The organism is Streptomyces sp. NPDC090106, from assembly GCF_044747265.1.
In the GTDB taxonomy this organism is placed as follows: Bacteria; Actinomycetota; Actinomycetes; order Streptomycetales; family Streptomycetaceae; genus Streptomyces.
In genome coordinates, this window is the sequence record NZ_JBIVDS010000004.1 from 644152 (window position 1) to 664621 (window position 20470).

Here is a 20470-nt window from a genome sequence, read left to right on the forward strand (position 1 = left end):
GGGCCCGTTACCCTGAACCCCGTGAAGGTCCTCGTCATCGGCAGCGGTGCCCGCGAACACGCCCTGTGCCGCTCCCTGTCCCTCGACCCCGATGTCACCGCGCTGTACTGCGCGCCCGGCAACGCCGGCATCGCCGAGGTCGCCGAGCTGCACCCGGTGGACGCCCTGGACGGCGCCGCCGTGTCCGCGCTGGCGCTCGAGCTCGGCGCCGAACTGGTCGTCGTGGGGCCGGAGGCGCCGCTGGTCGCCGGTGTCGCCGACGCCGTGCGCGAGGCGGGCATCCCGGTCTTCGGCCCGTCCGGCGAGGCCGCGCAGCTCGAAGGGTCCAAGGCCTTCGCGAAGGACGTGATGGCGGGCGCCGGAGTGCCCACCGCCCGCTCCTACGTGTGCACCACCCCCGAGGAGGCCGAGGCCGCCCTCGACGCGTTCGGCGCCCCCTACGTCGTCAAGGACGACGGGCTCGCCGCCGGCAAGGGCGTCGTGGTCACCGGCGACCTCGCCGAGGCCGCCGCGCACGCCGCCGCCTGCGACCGCGTCGTCATCGAGGAGTTCCTCGACGGCCCCGAGGTCTCCCTCTTCGCCGTCACCGACGGCACGACGGTCGTCCCCCTCCAGCCCGCGCAGGACTTCAAGCGCGCCCTGGACGGCGACGAGGGCCCCAACACCGGCGGCATGGGCGCCTACTCCCCGCTGCCCTGGGCCGACCCGAAGCTGGTCCAGGAGGTGCTCGACACCGTCCTTCAGCCCACCGTGGACGAGCTGCGCCGCCGCGGGACCCCGTTCTCCGGCCTGCTCTACGCCGGTCTCGCGATCACCGGCCGCGGTGTGCGGGTCATCGAGTTCAACGCCCGCTTCGGCGACCCGGAGACCCAGGTGGTCCTGGCCCGGCTGAAGACCCCGCTGGCCGGTCTGCTGCTCGCCGCCGCGAACGGCACCCTGGAGGACCTGCCGCCCCTGCGCTGGAGCGACGACGCGGCCGTCACCGTCGTCATCGCCTCGCACAACTACCCCGGCACCCCCCGCACCGGCGACCCCATCACCGGCCTCGACGAGGTCGCCGCCGAGGACGCCCCGCACGCGTACGTCCTGCACGCGGGCACCCGGCGCGACGGTGACGCCGTGGTCAGCGCCGGCGGACGCGTGCTGTCCGTCACGGCGACCGGCGCGGACCTCACCGAGGCCCGCGAGCGCGCGTACACCGCCATCGGCCGCATCCGGCTCGACGGCTCCCAGCACCGTACGGACATCGCCTCGAAGGCCGCCGCGGAGGCCTGAACCGGCCCACCCGGTGAGTGAACCCGCCAGGCCCCGAACCCGTCTGAGGATTCGGGGCCTGCGCCCTGTCCGGCACCGTTCCGGCGCACCGCCCCCACGCTGAATCCGAGTCAGTAACCCGGGCCTGATCCTCGCTGTCCGTCATCCACCTTTCCCCAAAGCCATTCCATCGAGTGACCGATGTCTTTTCCGGCTGACGAGGGCCTGACCCCCAACTAGGGTGCGGCGCAAGCGTTCCGGCACTTGGCCCACCGGCATTGCGATGTCGGAAGGGGCTGCCACAGTGGGGGAGTGAGCAACGCCAGGACGGCAGGGCCGCGGCGGCAGCAGCCGGCGCGGCCAGGACGACAGGGAGGGGGTGGCATCCGATCGTGACCGGTATGGGTGTGGAGGCGGGTGCCCAGGCGGCCCGTTCCCGGGCGCTGGCGGTGCTGCGCGTGCGCAGTCGCGCGCTGGCCGTCGCCCTGCTGCCCGCGGCCGTCGGCGTGATCCTGCTCGCCGGGGCCTCCACCGGCCGTCTCGTGGGCCCCGGCTGGCACGCGGCCCGCTGGGCCGTGCTCCCGTTCGCCGCCCTCGTGCTGCTCGCCGCCGCCGGGATCTCCCTGGTCGTGGCCCGGGCCCGGCCGGCCGTGAGCCCGACCGTCCCGATCGCGGAGGAGTCGGCCCCGGACCTGTACCGGATGGTGCGCGACCTGGCCGACCGGCTCGACGTGCCCGCCCCGTCCGCGATAGCCCTGACCCCGGACTGCGACAGCTGGCTGGAGGACCGCACCCACCCGGCCCACGGCCCGCCCGCGCGCGCCGACCGCGCCGACGAACTCACCGGCGCGAGCGGCTCCAACGGCACCCGGCGCACCCCTGCCGCCCCGGTCCTCGTCATCGGCTCCCCCTTCCTGTGGTGGATGCGCGTCGGCGAGCTGCGCGCGGTCCTCGCCCCGGTCGTCGCCGGTACGGGACCGTCCGCGCACCCCGACATAGCCGCGGCCCGGCGTTTCGTCCGGGGCCTGGACGCGGCGGTCGCCGTCTCCTCGACGTCCGGCCGCTGCCCCGCCACCCGCGTGGTGTGCGCGGGCGTCGGCCGGGTGGCCCGGCTGCTCCTGCGCAGCTGTGGGGAGCACGCGTCCCAGATGGAGCGGGGGGTCGCCGCTGCCGCCGCCGAGCGCGCCCAGGCCGTGGACTACGGGCTGCGGATCGTCGCCCAGGAGCAGGTGGGACTCGCCTACGCCGGCTGGGACCGGCTGCTGACCCGGGTCGCGCTGCCCGCCTGGCGCATGGGCCGCTGGCCCTCCCGGCTGGACGCGGGCGTGGTCGCCGCCCTCACCGAACTCTCCCGCCGGGACCGCCTCGCCGAGGGTTTCGCCTCCCGGCTGGGCGAACGCCCCGCCTGCGACCTCCTGGAGGAACCCGGCGCGATCGACGAGGCCACGTCCCTGCTCGCCGCCCGCCTCTTCCACGGCGGCCCCGCCGAACCCGGCCCGGACTGGACCCCGGTCGACTGGCAGGACTACCCGGAGGAGGTCGTCGACCGGAAGTGGCGCACGGACGCGGCCCGGCTGCACCGCATCCTCGGCGACGAGGGGGTGAGCCGGACCCCGGAGACCTCCGGGACCGACGGCCCGACGCTCGCCCGCATCCTGGACCACCTCGCCACCCCGTACGGCCCCGGGCCGGGCACCCCGGCAGCCGGCCCCGCCACCCGCGCCGGCCGGACCGCCGATCCCGCCGCGGAAGCCGACCCCGAGGAACCCCGCGCCGACACCCGCGCGGACCACCTGGCCGCCCGCATCGCCGCCGAACTCGCCCGCGAGGAGACCTCGCCCGGCCCGGCCGCCCCCACCGCGCCCCCCTGGGACCCCGGCACCCTGCCCCTGTTCCCGCTCCAGCCCCCGCGCACGGCCCGTGAACTGCTCGCCGACCACGTCACCGCGATGGTGTGCTGCGCCGCGATGGACACCGCGGGCGCCACCCCGGGGCTCGACTGGCTCGACGGCCCGGTCCTGCTGTTCGACGGCGACCGCGCCACGGACCTCGCCCCGGGCGTCCTCAGCCTCGTCGAGGACGGCGACCCCACCTCGCTGCGCCACTGGCTGGCCCAGGCGGGCATACGCCCGGAGAAGCCGGTCCGTCTCGTCTGACCTCCGTGTCTGGTCCCGCCGTCCCGTCGTATCGGAGCGGGTGATTCCACTTTCGGTCAATTCGCAACGAACAGTGACCGCGTGCGTGCGTAATGTGATGTGCTGGGACCGGTCGCGCACATGGCAAGAGCTCGCGGCACCGGTCGCGCACGGGGGCGAGGAGGAGGGGGCGCAGCCATGGCTTCGGAGCACATCCGCCGCTGGGAGTCGGGAGCCCTGGCGCACGCCGTGACGGACCCCTTCGGCCAGGGCCCGGTCCCCTGGCTCCGCGGCGGCGAGACGTACTTCGACGACACCGGCCAGGTGGTCCCCTGGTACGCGGACTCGCCCACCGAGGACACCCCGCGCCTCCCGGCGCCGCGCAGCGCCTCCGGGGGCGGCCCGCGCGCCGCCGACGACGTGCGCCGGCAGATCAAGGGCTTCGCCTCGACCGGCGCGGTCGCCCCCGGCGAGGCCATCGACTTCCATGTCACGGTCGACCCGCCGCAGGAGTTCTCCGTCGACGTCTACCGCATCGGCCACTACGGCGGCGACGGCGCGGCGAAGATCACCACCAGCCCGCGGCTGTCCGGCATCGTCCAGCCCCCGCCGCTGACCGCGGACCGTACGGTCTCCTGCCACCACTGGTGGCTGAGCTGGCGGCTCCAGGTCCCCTCGTACTGGAGCGTCGGCGCGTACGTCGCCGTTCTCACCACCGCCGACGGATACCGCTCGCACGTCCCCTTCACGGTCCGCCACGGAGAGTCGGCCGACCTCCTGCTCGTCCTCCCGGACGTGACCTGGCAGGCGTACAACCTCTACCCGGAGGACGGCCGCACCGGCGCCAGCCTCTACCACGCGTGGGACGACGAGGGCCGGCTCCTCGGCGAGTCCGGGGCGGCGACGACGGTCTCCTTCGACCGCCCCTACGCGGGCGCCGGACTGCCCCTGCACGTGGGCCACGCCTACGATTTCATCCGCTTCGCCGAGCGCTACGGCTACGACCTCGCCTACGCCGACGCCCGCGATCTGCACTCCGGCCGCGTCGACCCCACCCGCTACCGCGGCCTGGTCTTCCCCGGCCACGACGAGTACTGGTCGGCGAACATGCGCCGCACGGTGGAGCGAGCCCGCGACCACGGCACCTCGCTCGTCTTCCTCTCCGCCAACACCCTCTACTGGCAGGTGGAGCTGGGCCCCTCCCCGTCCGGCGTGCCGGACCGCCTGCTGACCTGCCGCAAGCGCCGGGGCCCCGGCAGGCCCGTCCTGTGGCGCGAGGTCGACCGCCCCGAGCAGCAGCTGATCGGCATCCAGTACGCGGGCCGGGTCCCCGACCCGCACCCCCTGATCGTGCGCAACGCGGACCACTGGCTGTGGGAGGCGACCGGCGCCCACGAGGGCGAGCCGATCGAGGGACTGGTCGCCGGCGAGGCCGACCGCTACTTCCCGCGCACCCCGCTGCCCGAGCACGACGCCCGCATCCTGCTCGCCCACTCCCCGTACACCGACGCCGACAACACCTCCCGCCACCAGGAGACCTCCCTGTACCGGGCCCCCTCGGGCGCCCTGGTCTTCGCCTCCGGCACCTTCGCCTGGTCGCCGTCCCTGGACCGCCCGGGCCATGTGGACGCCCGCGTCCAGCGCGCCACGGCCAACCTCCTGGACCGCATCTGCAAGCGGGACTGACCCGCCCCCGGCGCTCGGACACCCCAGGTCAACGGCGAGGTTCCGCATACGGGACAATCGAGCCAGTTGGACAGAACCACGGGGAGGAACCGTGTCCGGATTCGTAGAAAAGCCCGAGCCGCTCCAGGTTCCGGGCCTGGTGCACCTCCACACCGGCAAGGTGCGCGAGCTGTACCGCAACGAGGCGGGCGACCTCGTGATGGTCGCCAGCGACCGCATCTCCGCCTACGACTGGGTGCTGCCCACGGAGATCCCCGACAAGGGCCGGGTCCTGACGCGGCTCTCCCTGTGGTGGTTCGACCAGCTCGCCGACCTGATCCCGAACCACATCGTCAGCACCGAGCTGCCCCCGGGCGCCCCCGCCGACTGGGCGGGCCGCACGGTCGTCTGCAAGTCGCTGCGCATGGTCCCCGTCGAGTGCGTGGCCCGCGGCTACCTCACCGGCTCGGGCCTGGCCGAGTACGACGTCTCGCGCACCGTCTGCGGTCTCGCCCTGCCCGAGGGCCTGACCGACGGCAGTGAACTGCCCGCCCCGATCTTCACCCCGGCCACCAAGGCCGAGGTCGGCGAGCACGACGAGAACGTCTCCTTCGAGGAGGCCGCCCGCCAGGTCGGCGAAGAGACCGCCGCGGAGCTGCGGGAGGCGACGCTCGCCGTCTACGCCCGGGGCCGGGACATCGCCCGCGAGCGCGGCATCATCCTCGCGGACACCAAGTTCGAGTTCGGCTACGACGGCGACACCCTCGTCATCGGCGACGAGGTCCTCACCCCGGACTCGTCCCGCTTCTGGCCGGCCGACCAGTGGCAGCCGGGGCGCGCGCAGCCGTCGTACGACAAGCAGTTCGTGCGGGACTGGCTGACGTCGGCGGAGTCCGGCTGGGACCGCAGGAGCGAGCAGCCCCCGCCGCCGCTGCCGCAGCAGGTCGTGGACCGCACCCGCGCCAAGTACGTGGAGGCGTACGAGCGCCTGACGGGCAGCAGCTGGGCGTAGGGCGTCTCCGGCGCACGAAGAAGCCCCCCGGTCGGAACCGGGGGGCTTCTCGCTGGAGCGAACGACGAGGTTCGAACTCGCGACCTCAACCTTGGCAAGGTTGCGCTCTACCAACTGAGCTACGTTCGCATGCGCCGTGGCGCGAGAACCACTATACCCAACCTCTCTCCCGCGCGAGACGCACCGCGGAGTGCCGGTTCTCCGCACCGAGCTTGGAGACGGCCGAGGAGAGATAGTTCCGCACGGTCCCCTGGGACAGCGCGGCCCGCTCGGCGATCTCCGCGACGGGCGCCCCGTCGGCGGCGAGTTCCAGCACCTCGGCCTCGCGCACGGTCAGCGGCGAGTCCCCGGCGGAGATCGCGTCGGCGGCCAACTCGGGGTCGACGTAACGGTTTCCGGCGTGCACGGTACGGATGATCTCGGCGAGCTTCTGCGCGCTGACCGTCTTCGGGACGAACCCGCGCACACCCGCCTCAAGAGCCCGCTTCAGATGCCCGGGGCGGCCGTGGCTGGTCACGATCAGCACCCGGCAGCCGGGCAGTTCGGACCGCAGCGATGTGGCGACCTTCACACCGTCCAGTCCGGGCATCTGCAGATCCAGTACGGCGACGTCGGGCGTGTGCGCCCGTGCCATCGCCAGCGCCTCGGGCCCGGACGCGGCCTCGGCGACGACGACCAGGTCGTCCTCCAGGGCCAGCAGCGCGGCCAGCGCGCCCCGGATGAGGTGCTCGTCGTCCGCCAGCAGCAACCGCACGCTCACGCCGTGACCTCTCTCACGCCGAGCGGCACCTCGGCCGTCACCCGGAACGCTCCACCCTCCACCGGCCCCGCCTGCAGGGTCCCCTCGACGGCCGCGAGGCGTTCCCGCAGCCCGGCGAGCCCGGACCCGGCGGCGCCCGCCGCGGCGGCGGCGCCGTCGTTCTCCACGGTCAGCACGACCCGCTCCCGTTCCCTCGTCACCAGCACCGAGCACCGCCCGGCGTTCCCGTGCCGCAGCACGTTCGTCGTCGCCTCCCGGACGACCCAGCCCAGCGCCGACTGCACGTCGGCGGGCAGCCCGGAGGCCGTCCCCGACACCTCGCAGCGGATGCCGGCCGCCTTCAACACACCCTGGGCGCCGGCCAGTTCGGCCGTCAGATCGGCCTCCCGGTACCCGCGGACGACATCGCGGACCTCGCGCTGCGACTCCCGGGCGATCCGCTGCACCTCGACCATCTGCCCGACGGCCTCCTCCCGGCCGCGCCGGGCGAGCTGCACGGCCAGTTCGCTCTTGAGGGCGATGACGGCCAGGTTGCGCCCCATCACGTCGTGCAGATCCCGGCCGAAGCGCAGCCGCTCCTCGGCGACGGCGAGCCGGGTCCGGGTCTCGCGGGCCGCGTCGAGTTCGTAGACGGCCCGCAGCAGCCACACCGAGAAGACGGCCGTGAAGGAGAGGAACCCGCCGCCGAACAGCACGACCAGGGCGGTGAGCAGCGCGCTGAGAAGGTCCCCGCTCAGGGCGAGGACGCCCAGCGCCGTGCCCGCGGCGAAGCCCGTGACGACGGCGTACACATGCCGGCGCTCGCGCAGCCCGAGGGCGATGATGCCCACCCCGAAGATCGTGACGACGCCGAAGACGGCGCCCGCCGCCGAGGCCGCGTCGTCGTCGCCCGGACCGTACCGGGCGAGGGCGAAGGAGGAGAGCGCGAGCACCGCGGTGAGGGCGCCGAGCGTCCACAGGAGCCGCACCGGCTGCTCCCGCCCGCCGCGCACCCAGTCCACCGACCGGGAGACGGTCAGCAGACAGACGGCGGCGTGCGCGCAGACCAGGGCGAGCAGCAGGGCGCCGGCCCCGCCGCCGATCTCGCCGATGACCGGCAGTCCGATCCCGGCGAGCTCCATCACCGCGAAGAAGTGGAACGACGCCCGTGTGTACGTCTCCACCTTCGCCGGGGTGCTCTTGCCCCGCCACCACCTGCCCGGCCCGCGCATGCTCACCCCGTACGTCAGCGCCGTGGCTCCCACCGGAACCACCGCCCTACAGCAAACACCGCGAGCACGGTCCAGGCCAGGGCGGTCGCGAGGGCGCCCAGCGCCTCGTAGGCCGACAGGTTCCCGGACCAGCCGCCGCGCACCAGCGTGATCACCGGCGACAGGGGCAGCAGTTCGCAGACCGAGGCGAGCCGGTCGGGCAGCAGCTCCAGGGGCACGGTGACGCCCGAGGCGACCATCGAGACGAGGACGAACGGCAGCGTGGTGACCTGCGCGCTCTCCACGGTCCGGGTCACGGTCGCGGTGACGGCCCCGAGCGCCGCGCACATCACGAGGCCCAGCAGCAGCCCCAGGACGGCGAGATGGGGTGCGGAGGGGGCGGGCAGGTCGAGCAGCGCCGTGGCTCCGGCGACCAGCACCAGCGACTGGACGAGCCCGGTCGCCACGATGGGCAGCGCGGTCCCGCACAGCACCTCGACGTCCCGCAGCTCCCCGGTGCGCAGCCGCTTGAGCACCAGTTCCTCGCGCCGCGAGGTGAAGATCCCGACGAGGGCGCCGTACACGCCGAACAGCAGGGAGAACCCGAGCCCGGCCGGGAGCAGCACCAGTCCGACGCTCAGCCCGGCGTCCTCGATGTCCATCTGGTCGACGGCGGTGCGCAGGCTGAACGGCAGCACCAGCGGGATCAGCAGGGCCGTGACGAGGGTGGCCCTGCTGCGTCCCAGGAGGGTGAACTCGGCGCGGGCGAGGGCACGGAGCCGTCCCGCGGGGGTGGTGAGGCGTTCCTCGGGGGTGGTGAGCGTGCTCATGCCGCAGCCTCCTGCCGCTCGGCGATCCCCAGGAACGCCTCCTCCAGTGACGCCGACCGCACGTCCAGCCGCCGCAGTTCCACCCCGGCCGCCTCGGCCCATGCCAGCAGCCCGGTGGCGGTCCGCTGGAGGGCGTGCGTGCGCAGCCGTACGAGGGTCCCGTCGACCTCGTGGCCGCTGACCCCGAGCCGGTCCAGGGGTGGCAGGTCGCCGAGGAGGTAGCCGTCGGGGAGCTCGAAGGAGATCCGTGAGGGCTGCTCGGCCGTCACCTCGGCGGGGGTCCCGGTGGTCGCGATCCGGCCCTCGTGCAGGATCGCCAGCCGGTCGGCGAGGTTCTCGGCCTCCTCCAGGTAGTGCGTGGTCAGCAGGACGGTCGTCCCCGCGTCGCGCAGGGCCCGGACCAGCTCCCAGGTGTCGCGGCGCCCTTCGGCGTCCAGCCCGGTCGTCGGCTCGTCCAGGAACAGCACCTCGGGACCGCCGAGGAGGGCCAGCGCCAGGTCCAGGCGCCGCCGTTCGCCGCCGGAGAGCTGCTTGACGCGGACGTCGCCCCGGCGGGTGAGCCCGACGGTCGCGAGCGCCTCCCCGACGGGGCGTGCCCCGCTGACGCAGCCCGCCCACATCCGGGCGGTCTCGGTGACGGTCAGCTCGGACGGGAAGCCGCCCTCCTGGAGCATCACGCCGGTGCGCGGCCGGACGGCGGCGCGTTCCTCGTAGGGGTCGTGTCCCAGTACCCGGACCCGGCCCGAGGCGGGCCGGGCGAGCCCTTCCAGCAGCTCGACCGTGGACGTCTTGCCGGCGCCGTTGGTGCCGAGCAGTGCGAAGACCTCGCCCCGGGCCACGGTGAAGCCGATGCCGCGGACCGCTTCGAACCCGCCCCCGTAGACGCGTCGCAGGTCGGTGACCTCAATCACGTTCGTGTTCATGCATCCCAGCTTCGCGGCGCCCGGGGCCCGGCAGGAGTGCGCGCTGTCACCACTCGGCATGACAAATGTCAGACGCCCGGGACGGCCGGCCCGGGACAGTTGCTCGGGGACAGGCGCTCCGGGCCAGTCGCTCGGGGACGCGAAAAAACCCCGGTCACCAGGACCGGGGTTTTCAATGGAGCGGACGACGAGGCTCGAACTCGCGACCTCAACCTTGGCAAGGTTGCGCTCTACCAACTGAGCTACGTCCGCATTGCCTCCGACCGGCTCTCACCGATCGGCGCGAGCATCAGCCTACCTGATCCACAAGTGGACCGGACCGGCGATGCAGAGCGGGTGACAGGAATTGCACACTGCGCCTTCCCCCTGGAAGGAGGATGTTCTGCTACTGAACTACACCCGCATGTACCTCGTGGGCTGGGCTTTTCCGTCCCCGCCCCTCGGCGTGCTCCAGACTCTAGCTGACCTGTGGGGGTGCAGCGCAAGTCGGTTGTCCCGAGGGGCGGATGACCGGGCGTCGGAGCCGGGGCTCACTGCGCGGCGGCGAACGCCTCGTAGACCTTCTTGGGGATCCGGCCGCGCGCGGGGACCTCCATCTTGTTCGCCTGGGCCCAGGCGCGGACGGCCGCCGGGTCGGGGGCCACCTCCGTCTGCCGGTAGGCCTTGCCGGACTTCGACCGCTTGCGGCCGGCCTCCACGTACGGCTCGAGCGCCTTACGCAGTTTCTTGGCATTGGCTTGATTCAGGTCGATCTCGTACGACTTGCCGTCGAGTCCGAAGGCGATCGTTTCCGCCGCTTCCGAGCCGTCGATGTCGTCAAAGAGCGTGACCACGACTTTCTGCGCCACGAATATCCGGTCCCTTCGTGCGGCACTTGCCAATTCATTTGTACAGTGCCCGACAATGCATTGGGAAGCTCGACTAAATCCTTCCGCGTGTCTAAAAGCAAGAGCGGAGCGGAGCGACTTCGTTTGAAGGGTGGTGGCGGGAGACGGGCGGGCGCAATAGGTGTCGGGTGTCGATCGCGGATCTTTCCCGGAAATTTTCGTCGTGGGCCTCACCGATGCCGGATCGTGATGGCGGTCACGTAGATTCCTACAAGTCGACGCGCGTAGAAATTTTGTGCAGGTAGTCTGAAGCCACCTGTAGGAGACACCCGCAGGAACCTTGCTCAGCACCACACACCGGGAGTGCCAGTGGCACGCGTCGTAGTCGACGTCATGCTCAAGCCGGAGATCCTCGACCCCCAGGGCCAGGCGGTGCAGCGCGCACTGCCGCGGCTGGGTTTCGAAGGCATCTCGGACGTCCGTCAGGGAAAGCGATTCGAACTGGAAGTTGACGGACCGGTCGACGAGGCCGCCCTCGCGCGCATCCGTGATCTCGCGGAATCCTTCCTCGCCAACACCGTGATCGAGGACTTCACCGTCAAGGTCGAAGAAGTCGCGGAGGCCGCGAAGTGACCGCTCGTATTGGCGTCGTCACTTTCCCGGGCAGCCTGGACGACCGGGACACCCAGCGCGCGATCCGTCTCGCGGGTGCCGAACCGGTCGCTCTCTGGCACAAGGACAAGAACCTTCACCAGGTGGACGCGGTCGTCCTTCCGGGCGGTTTCTCCTACGGCGACTATCTGCGCGCCGGTGCCATCTCCCGCTTCTCGCCGGTGATGGAGACCGTCATCGAGCAGGCGAAGGCCGGTCTCCCGGTCCTCGGTATCTGCAACGGCTTCCAGATCCTCACCGAGGCGCACCTGCTGCCCGGCGGGATGCTCGGCAACGACCACCTCCACTTCATCTGCCGCGACCAGAAGCTGCGGGTGGAGAACACCTCCAGCGCGTGGACGGCCGACTACAGCGCGGGCCAGGAGATCCACATCCCGCTGAAGAACATGGACGGCCGGTACGTCGCCGACGCGTACACGCTCGACCAGTTGGAGGCCGAGGGCCGCGTCGCGTTCCGCTACGTGGACTTCAACCCGAACGGCTCGCTGCGCGACATCGCCGGCATCACCAACGAGGCCGGGAACGTCGTAGGCCTCATGCCGCACCCCGAGCACGCCGTCGAGCCCCTCATCGGGTCCGGCCGCACCGACGGGCTCCCGTTCTTCACCTCGATCCTCAAGAAGCTGGTCAACGCATGAGCCGGACGCCTCTGGACACGGTCGAGCACGCGGCCGCGACCCCCGACGTCGAGCTGCCCTGGGCCGAACTCGGTCTGAAGAAGGACGAGTACGAGCGCGTGGTCGAGATCCTCGGCCGCCGGCCCACCGGCGCCGAGCTCGCCATGTACTCCGTCATGTGGTCCGAGCACTGCTCGTACAAGTCCTCCAAGGTCCACCTCCGCCAGTTCGGCGAGAAGGCCCCGCAGTCCGACGCGCTGCTCGTCGGCATCGGCGAGAACGCGGGCGTCGTCGACGTCGGCCAGGGCTACGCGGTCACCTTCAAGGTCGAGTCGCACAACCACCCGTCGTACGTCGAGCCCTACCAGGGCGCGGCCACCGGCGTCGGCGGCATCGTCCGCGACATCATCGCGATGGGCGCCCGCCCGGTCGCGGTCGTCGACCCGCTGCGCTTCGGCGCGGCCGACCACCCCGACACCAAGCGCGTCCTGCCCGGCGTCGTCGCCGGCATCGGTGGCTACGGCAACTGCCTGGGCCTGCCCAACATCGGCGGCGAGGTCGTCTTCGACGCCTGCTACCAGGGCAACCCGCTGGTCAACGCCGGTGCCATCGGCGTGATGCGGCACGAGGACATCCACCTCGCGAAGGCGTCCGGCGCCGGCAACAAGGTCATCCTCTACGGGGCCCGGACCGGTGGCGACGGCATCGGCGGCGCCTCGATCCTCGCCTCCGAGACCTTCGACGACGCGAAGCCCTCCAAGCGCCCGGCCGTCCAGGTCGGCGACCCCTTCCAGGAGAAGCTCCTCATCGAGTGCACCCTGGAGGCCTTCGCCGAGAAGCTGGTCGTCGGCATCCAGGACCTCGGCGCGGCGGGCCTGTCCTGCGCCACCAGCGAGCTGGCGTCCAACGGCTCCGGCGGCATGACCGTCACCCTGGACGACGTCCCGCTGCGCGACTCCACGCTCTCGCCCGAGGAGATCCTCATGAGCGAGTCGCAGGAACGCATGTGCGCGGTCGTCGAACCGGCGAAGGTCGACCGCTTCCTGGAGATCTGCGAGAAGTGGGACGTCATCGCCACCGTCATCGGTGAGGTCACCGACGGCGACCGGCTGGAGATCTTCTGGCACGGCGGCAAGATCGTCGACGTCGACCCGCGCACGGTCGCGCACGACGGCCCGGTCTACGAGCGCCCCTACGCGCGCCCCTCCTGGCAGGACGCGCTCCAGGCGGACGACGCGAACAAGCTGCCGAGGCCCGCTTCGAGCCAGGAGCTCAAGCAGCAGGTCCTCCAGCTGGTCGGTTCCCCGAACCAGGCGTCCAAGAAGTGGATCACCTCGCAGTACGACCACTTCGTGCAGGGCAACACGGTGCTGGCCCAGCCCGAGGACTCGGGCATGATCCGCATCGACGAGGAGTCCGGCCTCGGCGTCGCCATCGCCACGGACGGCAACGGCCGCTACGCCAAGCTGGACCCGTACGCGGGCGCCCAGCTGGCCCTCGCCGAGGCCTACCGCAACGTCGCGACCACCGGCGCCAAGCCGCTCGCGGTGTCGGACTGCCTGAACTTCGGTTCGCCCGAGGACCCGGCGGTCATGTGGCAGTTCGCGGAGGCCATCCGCGGCCTCGCCGACGGCTGCCTCCAGCTCGGCACCCCGGTGACCGGCGGCAACGTCTCGCTCTACAACCAGACGGGCGAGGCGGCCATCCACCCGACCCCGGTCGTCGCGGTCCTGGGCGTCATCGACGACGTCGCCCGCCGCACCCCGGTCGCCTTCCAGGAAGAGGGCCAGCTCCTCTACCTGCTCGGCGACACCCGTGAGGAGTTCGGCGGCTCGGCCTGGTCCCAGGTCGTCCACGACCACCTCGGCGGTCTGCCCCCGAAGGTCGACCTGGAGCGCGAGCGCCTGCTGGCCGAGATCCTGATCTCCGCCTCCCGCGACGGCATGATCGACTCCGCGCACGACCTGTCGGACGGCGGTCTCGTCCAGGCCGTCGTCGAGTCGGCGCTGCTGGGCGGCAAGGGCGCGCGACTGGTCGTCCCGGACGGGCTCGACGCGTTCACGTTCCTGTTCTCCGAGTCCGCCGGGCGCGCGGTCGTCGCCGTCCCGCGCTCGGAGGAGGTCCGCTTCAACGACATGTGCGGGGCGCGCGGCCTGCCCGTCACCCGCGTCGGCGTCGTCGACGGCGACTCGGTCGACATCCAGGGCGAGTTCGCCCTCTCCCTGGAGGAACTCCGCGAGGCCCACGAGGGCACGATCGAGGCCCTGCTCGCGTAAGGCCCCGTTCGCAGGCACGACGGTGAAGGCCCCGCCCGGAAGACGAACCTCTTCCGCGCGGGGCCTTCCTGCCGGGTCGGACGGTCCCGGCGGACACCCCGTGACGGCATAGGGTCGCTGACATGCCCCCGGCCAAGAAGCGCGCCCGTACGTACGATCCGGCGAAGATCCGTACCGCTGTCCTCGCTCAGTTCGAGCAGGTCAGGGAGAGGGCGCGGACGCTGACGCCCGAGCAGCTCGCGCTGCCGACCCGGCTCGGGGACTGGACCGTGCGGGAGCTGGCCGCGCACATCGGCACGGCGCTGACGGCGGTCGGGCGGGCGCTGGACCTGCCGGAACCCGCCAAGCAGGACGCGGTGCTGCTCGACTGGCCGTTCGCCACCTCCGCGCACTCCGCCGCCATCGAGGAGTTCGCGAGGAAGTCGGCCGCGGACCACCCCGACCTCGACGCCCATCTCGCCGCCTGCGCGCGGGACCTCACCGAGCGGCTGGACGCCCACCCGGGCACCCGGCTGCTGCCGACCAACGCCGGCGTCCTCCCGCTCGCCGACTACCTGGTCACCCGTACCGTCGAACTCGTCGTCCACACCGACGACCTGAACGCCGCCGTTCCCGGCCTCGACATCCCCTGCGACCGCCAGGCACTCGCCGCCTGCACCCGCCTCCTCGCCGACGCCCTCGCCGCGAAGGCCCCCGGCGGCTCGACCGAGGTGCGCGTCCCGCCGTACGCCGTCGTGCAGTGCGTCGAGGGGCCCCGGCACACCCGCGGCACCCCGCCGAACGTCGTCGAGACCGATCCGCTGACCTGGATCCGGCTGGCGACCGGCCGGGTGGCGTGGCGGGACGCCCTGGACGAGGCGAAGGTCCGCGCGAGCGGGGAGCGGGCCGACCTCGGCGGGCTGCTCCCGCTGATGGGCTGACCCCGGCGGCCGACCCCGGCTGAACCCATCGGGCACCTCGTGCGTCCAAGGGACATGAAACGGACGACACGTACGACACGGACGACGTACGCGGTCGCTCTCGCCGGCACCGCGCTCCTCGCCTCCTGCGGCACGGAACCGGGAGGGGACGCGGCCCGCAGCGCCGCCGGCACCGGCGTCGCGGACGTCGAGTGGGTGCCCCGGACGGTGACCGCCGACGGCGAGACCCACGCCCTGCCCGCGGACGTCGACGACGCCCGCATCACCTTCGCGCCCGGCGGTGCCGAGCCCGGGGAGGCCGGCGGGGCGTCGGGCGGCTCCGTGGGCTGCAACCACATCGGCGCCGACGTCGCGATCGACGGCGACACCGTGAAGGTCACCGACCTCGTCCGGACCGAGATGGCCTGCTCAGGACCGGTCGGGCGGTTCGAGGACCTCTTCGTCGACGCCCTCGCCGGCACCCACCGGGCCGCGGTCGAGGACCGCGACGGCACCAGGACCCTCACCCTGACCGGCTCGGACGGCGAGGCCATCACCCTGGTGGAGCGGACCGGCGGCGGGACCGAGGCCCGGGAAACCGCCCCTGACCGGCACCCGCTGGACCCTCGGCGGGGACGCGTACCTCACCCTCGGTGAGGACGGCACCGCGAGCGGCGACCTCGGCTGCAACACCTTCCGGGGCCGGGCCGCCGTCAAGGACGGCACCCTCGCCTTCGGACGCCTGTCCACCACCCGCATGGTGTGCGCGGGCCCGGTCATGAAGACCGAGCGGGAACTGGCCGGCATCCTCACCGGCAAGGTCTCCTACCAGCAAAAAGGCCGGAACCTGACCCTCACGGGGCCGACCGGGGACACCGTCGTCGCCCGCGCGAAGTAATCAAGCCCACTCTCAGCGAATTCGGACCAGTGGTCGATCTCGCCTACACTCGGAGCCGTGCCACGTGGTGACGGTCGACTCAATCATGATCTGCTCCCCGGCGAGAAGGGCCCCCAGGACGCTTGCGGCGTCTTCGGTGTCTGGGCTCCGGGTGAAGAGGTCGCCAAGCTCACTTACTTCGGGCTCTACGCCCTCCAGCATCGGGGCCAGGAATCCGCGGGTATCGCGGTCAGCAACGGCTCCCAGATCCTCGTCTTCAAGGACATGGGACTCGTCTCCCAGGTCTTCGACGAGACCTCTCTCGGTTCGCTCCAGGGTCATATCGCGGTCGGTCACGCCCGCTACTCGACCACCGGGGCCTCCGTGTGGGAGAACGCCCAGCCGACGTTCCGCGCCACCGCGCACGGTTCGATCGCGCTCGGCCACAACGGCAACCTGGTCAACACGGCGCAGCTCGCCGAGATGGTCGCCGACCTCCCCAAGGACAGCAACGGCCGCGCCACCCGGGTCGCCGCCACCAACGACACCGACCTGCTGACGGCCCTGCTGGCCGCCCAGGTCGACGAGGACGGCAAGCCGCTCACCATCGAGGAGGCGGCCCACACCGTCCTCCCGCAGGTCCGCGGCGCCTTCTCGCTCGTCTTCATGGACGAGCACACCCTCTACGCCGCCCGTGACCCGCAGGGCATCCGCCCGCTGGTCCTCGGCCGTCTGGAGCGCGGCTGGGTCGTCGCCTCGGAGGGCGCCGCCCTCGACATCTGCGGCGCCAGCTTCGTCCGCGAGATCGAGCCGGGCGAGTTCGTCGCCATCGACGAGAACGGCCTGCGCACCTCGCGATTCGCGGAAGCGAAGCCCAAGGGCTGTGTCTTCGAGTACGTCTATCTGGCCCGCCCCGACACCGACATCGCCGGGCGGAACGTGTACCTCTCCCGGGTGGAGATGGGCCGCAAGCTCGCGCAGGAAGCCCCGGTCGAGGCCGACCTCGTCATAGCGACCCCGGAGTCCGGCACCCCGGCCGCCATCGGCTACGCGGAGGCCTCCGGCATCCCGTTCGGCGCCGGACTCGTCAAGAACGCCTACGTCGGCCGGACCTTCATCCAGCCCTCGCAGACCATCCGCCAGCTCGGGATCCGGCTGAAGCTGAACCCGCTGAAGGAAGTCATCAAGGGCAAGCGCCTGGTCGTCGTCGACGACTCGATCGTCCGCGGCAACACCCAGCGGGCCCTGGTGCGCATGCTCCGCGAGGCGGGCGCGGCCGAGGTCCACATCCGGATCTCCTCGCCGCCGGTGAAGTGGCCGTGCTTCTTCGGCATCGACTTCGCCACCCGCGCCGAGCTGATCGCCAACGGCATGACGATCGACGAGATCGGCACCTCGCTCGGCGCCGACTCCCTCTCCTACATCTCCATCGACGGCATGATCGAGGCGACCACCATCGCCAAGCCGAACCTGTGCCGCGCCTGCTTCGACGGCGAGTACCCGATGGAGCTCCCGGACCCCGAACTGCTCGGCAAGCAGCTTCTGGAGACCGAGCTGGCGGCCGGTCCTGCCGCCACGGCCGCGGCCGACGCCATCCGTCGCCCGTAAGCCCGTATCACCTGCAGTACGACACGAAAGTTCTCACCGTCATGTCTGAGACAACTGGTGCCAGCTACGCAGCCGCGGGCGTCGACATCGAGGCCGGCGACCGCGCCGTCGAGCTCATGAAGGAGTGGGTGAAGAAGACGCAGCGCCCCGAGGTCCTCGGCGGCCTCGGCGGCTTCGCCGGACTCTTCGACGCCTCCGCCCTCAAGAACTACGAGCGCCCCCTGCTCGCCTCCGCCACGGACGGCGTGGGCACCAAGGTCGACATCGCCCGGCAGCTCGGCGTGTACGACACCATCGGCCACGACCTGGTCGCGATGGTCATGGACGACATCGTGGTGTGCGGCGCCGAGCCGCTGTTCATGACCGACTACATCTGCGTCGGCAAGGTCCACCCCGAGCGGGTCGCCGCGATCGTCAAGGGCATCGCCGAAGGCTGTGTGCTGGCCGGCTGCGCCCTGGTGGGCGGTGAGACCGCCGAACACCCCGGCCTGCTGGGCGAGGACGACTTCGACGTCGCCGGCGCCGGTACGGGCGTCGTGGAGGCCGACCGGCTGCTGGGCGCGGATCGTATCCGGACGGGTGACGCGGTCATCGCCATGGCGGCGTCCGGGCTTCACTCGAACGGGTACTCGCTCGTCCGGCACGTCCTGCTGAACCAGGGCAAGCTCTCGCTGGACGCGCGGATCGACGAACTGGGCCGCACCCTCGGCGAGGAGCTGCTGGAGCCGACCAAGATCTACTCGCTGGACTGCCTGGCGCTCACGCGCACGGCGGACGTCCACGCGTACAGCCACGTCACCGGCGGCGGTCTGGCCGCCAACCTGGCCCGTGTGATCCCGGACACCCTGCACGCGATCGTCGACCGCTCCACCTGGACCCCGGCCCCGATCTTCGACCTCGTCGGCAGGACGGGGCAGGTCGAGCGCCTGGAACTGGAGAAGACGCTCAACATGGGCGTGGGCATGATCGCGATCGTGCCCGAGGAGTCCGCCGACGTGGCGCTCGCGACGCTGGCCGACCGCGGTGTGGAGGCCTGGGTCGCCGGTGAGATCACCGAGCGCGGCGAGCACACCACGGGCGCGGAGCTCGTGGGCGACTACGCGAGCTGAGGCGCACGAGGCAGCGCAAAACCCGGTCCGGTGGTGGTGGCCACCCCGGACCGGGTCGAGCACAGCTGATGCGTCAAGCGCCGCGGCGTTGCGACGTGGGACCGGACTCGTCGTCCTCGTCCTCGTCGTCGTCGTTATAGAGATCCGCGTACTGGGCGTACGGGTCGTCTTCTTCGTCTTCGTCGTCCTCGAACGGCTCGCCATTCGGCGGCTGGCTCGAAGTCGAAGCGCCCAGCTCATTGGCCAGACGCGACAGGTCAGTCCCGCCGCTGCTGTACTTCAGCTGGCGGGCGACCTTCGTCTGCTTGGCCTTTGCCCGGCCGCGCCCCATGGCTCGACCCCCTCGGATACGGGGCTCGGTGGCCCCAGAGTCTTGACACGCGTTCATGATCTGGAACGGGCTCTCCGTGGAGAGACCGGTCCGTAGGGCTTCCACGGTACCTGAGCCCACGCCCATACGGTACGTCGCCCACAGGACGTGCCTGGACCGACGACCCTCGGGATGCCCTGTACCCGCTGGTCAACCGCGATTTTAACCACTTCTTGGCGGCCGACCCGCCGACGGGAGTGAGAGTTCTCTCCAAGTGCCCGCCGGCGGGTACCGGACCGCTCCCCGGCCGGAGCCCTCGGTCAGCGGGCCCGGCGCGCCGCGTCCGCCTCGTGGATGCGCTGTTCCGCGATCCGGTCGGCCGCGGCGGCCGGCGGAATCCCGTCCGCCTTCGCACGTGCGAATATGGCGAGCGTGGTGTCGTAGATCCTCGCCGCCTTCGCCTTGCACCGGTCGAAGTCGAAGCCGTGCAGCTCGTCGGCGACCTGGATGACACCGCCCGCGTTCACCACGTAGTCCGGCGCGTAGAGGATGCCGCGGTCGGCGAGGTCCTTCTCCACCCCCGGGTGGCCGAGCTGGTTGTTGGCCGCGCCGCAGACCACCTTGGCGGTCAGCGCGGGGACGGTGTCGTCGTTGAGGGCGCCGCCGAGCGCGCAGGGCGCGTAGACGTCCAGGTCACGGACCCGGATCAGGGTCGCGGTGTCGGCGACGGCCGTCACCCCGTCCGGGTGCGCCGCGAGGATCCGCCCGACGGCCTCCTCGCGCACGTCCGTGATCACGACCTCGGCGCCCTCGGCCCGCAGATGCCCGACCAGGTGGTGGCCGACCTTGCCGACGCCCGCGATACCGACCTTGCGCCCGGCGAGCGAGGCGTCGCCCCACAGGTGCCGCGCGCTGGCCCGCATGCCCTGGTAGACCCCGAAGGCCGTCAGCACGGACGAGTCGCCGGCGCCGCCGTTCTCGGGGGAGCGTCCGGTCGTCCACCGGCACTCGCGGGCGACGACGTCCATGTCGGCGACGTACGTGCCGACGTCGCAGGCGGTGACGTAGCGCCCGCCGAGCGAGGCGACCATGCGGCCGTAGGCGAGGAGCAGTTCCTCGCTCTTGTCGCGGTCCGGGTCGCCGATGATCACGGCCTTGCCGCCGCCGTGGTCCAGGCCGGCCATGGCGTTCTTGTACGACATCCCGCGCGCGAGGTTCAGCGCGTCCGCGACGGCCGCTTCCTCGTCGGCGTACGGGTAGAAGCGCGTGCCGCCCAGAGCGGGGCCGAGCGCGGTGGAGTGGAGGGCGATGACGGCCTTGAGGCCACTGGCACGGTCCTGGCAGAGCACGACCTGCTCATGGCCTCCCTGGTCCGAGTGGAACAGGGTGTGCAGGACGCCGGCTGATACTTCGGTCACTGTGGTGACTCCTGGATGCGTAGCGGCGGTTGGAGACCAGCTCCCGTGAAGGTGGCGGGCGCTGTGGGCACGAGATTAGGGCCTGGGC

General features: G+C 72.0%; 19 protein-coding genes and 3 tRNA genes. 12 read left to right on the forward strand and 10 right to left on the reverse strand.

Going from position 1 to position 20470, the window contains the following annotated elements; translation table 11 throughout:
• Positions 1-21 precede the first annotated feature (21 nt).
• The 4 genes from purD (at position 22) to ACIPSE_RS16760 (ending at position 6066) form a co-directional block, all read left to right on the forward strand.
• Positions 22-1275 carry a phosphoribosylamine--glycine ligase gene (gene purD / locus ACIPSE_RS16745; RefSeq protein WP_401662981.1) on the forward strand — a complete coding sequence of 418 codons (1254 nt, stop codon included), beginning with the start codon at positions 22-24 and terminating at the stop codon, positions 1273-1275.
• Positions 1276-1655: 380 nt separating this feature from the next.
• Positions 1656-3410, forward strand: a complete 1755-nt coding sequence (locus ACIPSE_RS16750; RefSeq protein ID WP_401663138.1) for a hypothetical protein — start codon at positions 1656-1658, stop codon at positions 3408-3410.
• A 177-nt stretch (positions 3411-3587) separates the two neighbouring features.
• Positions 3588-5075, forward strand: a complete 1488-nt coding sequence (locus tag ACIPSE_RS16755) for a N,N-dimethylformamidase beta subunit family domain-containing protein (protein ID WP_401662983.1) — start codon at positions 3588-3590, stop codon at positions 5073-5075.
• Between the two features lie 91 nt (positions 5076-5166).
• The gene (locus ACIPSE_RS16760; protein ID WP_401662985.1) at positions 5167-6066 is read left to right on the forward strand and encodes a phosphoribosylaminoimidazolesuccinocarboxamide synthase; all 900 of its coding nucleotides are present in this window, start codon (positions 5167-5169) and stop codon (positions 6064-6066) included.
• A gap of 53 nt (positions 6067-6119) precedes the next feature.
• Here ACIPSE_RS16760 and ACIPSE_RS16765 read toward each other — a convergent pair.
• The 8 genes from ACIPSE_RS16765 to ACIPSE_RS16800 form a co-directional block, all read right to left on the reverse strand.
• Positions 6120-6195 (reverse strand) — tRNA-Gly (locus ACIPSE_RS16765).
• Between the two features lie 22 nt (positions 6196-6217).
• Positions 6218-6826: a response regulator gene (locus ACIPSE_RS16770; RefSeq protein ID WP_401662987.1), complete on the reverse strand. Its 609-nt coding sequence runs from the start codon at positions 6824-6826 to the stop codon at positions 6218-6220.
• Positions 6823-8037, reverse strand: a complete 1215-nt coding sequence (locus ACIPSE_RS16775; RefSeq protein WP_401663140.1) for a sensor histidine kinase — start codon at positions 8035-8037, stop codon at positions 6823-6825. The genes ACIPSE_RS16770 and ACIPSE_RS16775 overlap by 4 nt, the downstream gene beginning before the upstream one ends.
• A gap of 14 nt (positions 8038-8051) precedes the next feature.
• Entirely contained in the window at positions 8052-8846 is a 795-nt protein-coding gene (locus ACIPSE_RS16780) for an ABC transporter permease (RefSeq protein ID WP_401662989.1), read from the reverse strand.
• Positions 8843-9769 carry an ABC transporter ATP-binding protein gene (locus tag ACIPSE_RS16785; RefSeq protein ID WP_401662991.1) on the reverse strand — a complete coding sequence of 309 codons (927 nt, stop codon included), beginning with the start codon at positions 9767-9769 and terminating at the stop codon, positions 8843-8845. The genes ACIPSE_RS16780 and ACIPSE_RS16785 overlap by 4 nt, the downstream gene beginning before the upstream one ends.
• Positions 9770-9945: 176 nt before the next feature.
• Positions 9946-10021, reverse strand: a tRNA-Gly gene (locus ACIPSE_RS16790).
• Positions 10022-10100: 79 nt separating this feature from the next.
• A tRNA-Gly gene (locus ACIPSE_RS16795) sits at positions 10101-10172 on the reverse strand.
• 127 nt (positions 10173-10299) lie between these two features.
• Entirely contained in the window at positions 10300-10617 is a 318-nt protein-coding gene (locus ACIPSE_RS16800) for an Lsr2 family protein (RefSeq protein ID WP_401662993.1), read from the reverse strand.
• 348 nt (positions 10618-10965) lie between these two features.
• Between ACIPSE_RS16800 and purS the strand changes: the two genes are divergently transcribed.
• The 8 genes from purS to purM all read left to right on the forward strand — a co-directional run bounded on the left by purS (position 10966) and on the right by purM (position 18654).
• A complete protein-coding gene (purS, locus tag ACIPSE_RS16805) occupies positions 10966-11229 on the forward strand; it encodes a phosphoribosylformylglycinamidine synthase subunit PurS (RefSeq protein ID WP_234519085.1) in 264 nt (87 codons plus the stop codon).
• On the forward strand, positions 11226-11906 hold the full coding sequence (gene purQ / locus ACIPSE_RS16810; protein WP_401662995.1) for a phosphoribosylformylglycinamidine synthase subunit PurQ: 681 nt from the start codon (positions 11226-11228) through the stop codon (positions 11904-11906). The genes purS and purQ overlap by 4 nt, the downstream gene beginning before the upstream one ends.
• Positions 11903-14161 (forward strand): phosphoribosylformylglycinamidine synthase subunit PurL, encoded by a 2259-nt coding sequence (gene purL / locus ACIPSE_RS16815; protein WP_401662997.1) that lies wholly within the window; start codon positions 11903-11905, stop codon positions 14159-14161. The genes purQ and purL overlap by 4 nt, the downstream gene beginning before the upstream one ends.
• Before the next feature lie 122 nt (positions 14162-14283).
• Positions 14284-15081 carry a sterol carrier family protein gene (locus ACIPSE_RS16820; protein WP_401662999.1) on the forward strand — a complete coding sequence of 266 codons (798 nt, stop codon included), beginning with the start codon at positions 14284-14286 and terminating at the stop codon, positions 15079-15081.
• Between the two features lie 54 nt (positions 15082-15135).
• Positions 15136-15717, forward strand: coding sequence for an META domain-containing protein (locus ACIPSE_RS16825; RefSeq protein WP_401663001.1), 582 nt, complete (start codon positions 15136-15138; stop codon positions 15715-15717).
• The gene (locus ACIPSE_RS16830; protein ID WP_401663142.1) at positions 15665-15958 is read left to right on the forward strand and encodes an META domain-containing protein; all 294 of its coding nucleotides are present in this window, start codon (positions 15665-15667) and stop codon (positions 15956-15958) included. Before ACIPSE_RS16825 ends, ACIPSE_RS16830 begins: the two co-directional genes overlap by 53 nt.
• 57 nt (positions 15959-16015) lie before the next feature.
• Entirely contained in the window at positions 16016-17545 is a 1530-nt protein-coding gene (gene purF / locus ACIPSE_RS16835; protein ID WP_401663003.1) for an amidophosphoribosyltransferase, read from the forward strand.
• A 41-nt stretch (positions 17546-17586) separates the two neighbouring features.
• Complete coding sequence (purM, locus tag ACIPSE_RS16840) at positions 17587-18654, forward strand: phosphoribosylformylglycinamidine cyclo-ligase (RefSeq protein ID WP_401663005.1); 1068 nt, start codon at positions 17587-17589, stop codon at positions 18652-18654.
• Between the two features lie 73 nt (positions 18655-18727).
• Here purM and ACIPSE_RS16845 read toward each other — a convergent pair whose 3' ends face one another.
• Together ACIPSE_RS16845 and ACIPSE_RS16850 are read right to left on the reverse strand one after the other, a co-directional pair.
• Positions 18728-18985 (reverse strand): DUF3073 domain-containing protein, encoded by a 258-nt coding sequence (locus ACIPSE_RS16845; protein WP_401663007.1) that lies wholly within the window; start codon positions 18983-18985, stop codon positions 18728-18730.
• 299 nt (positions 18986-19284) lie between these two features.
• Complete coding sequence (locus ACIPSE_RS16850) at positions 19285-20382, reverse strand: Leu/Phe/Val dehydrogenase (RefSeq protein WP_401663009.1); 1098 nt, start codon at positions 20380-20382, stop codon at positions 19285-19287.
• Between the last annotated feature and the right edge of the window lie 88 nt (positions 20383-20470).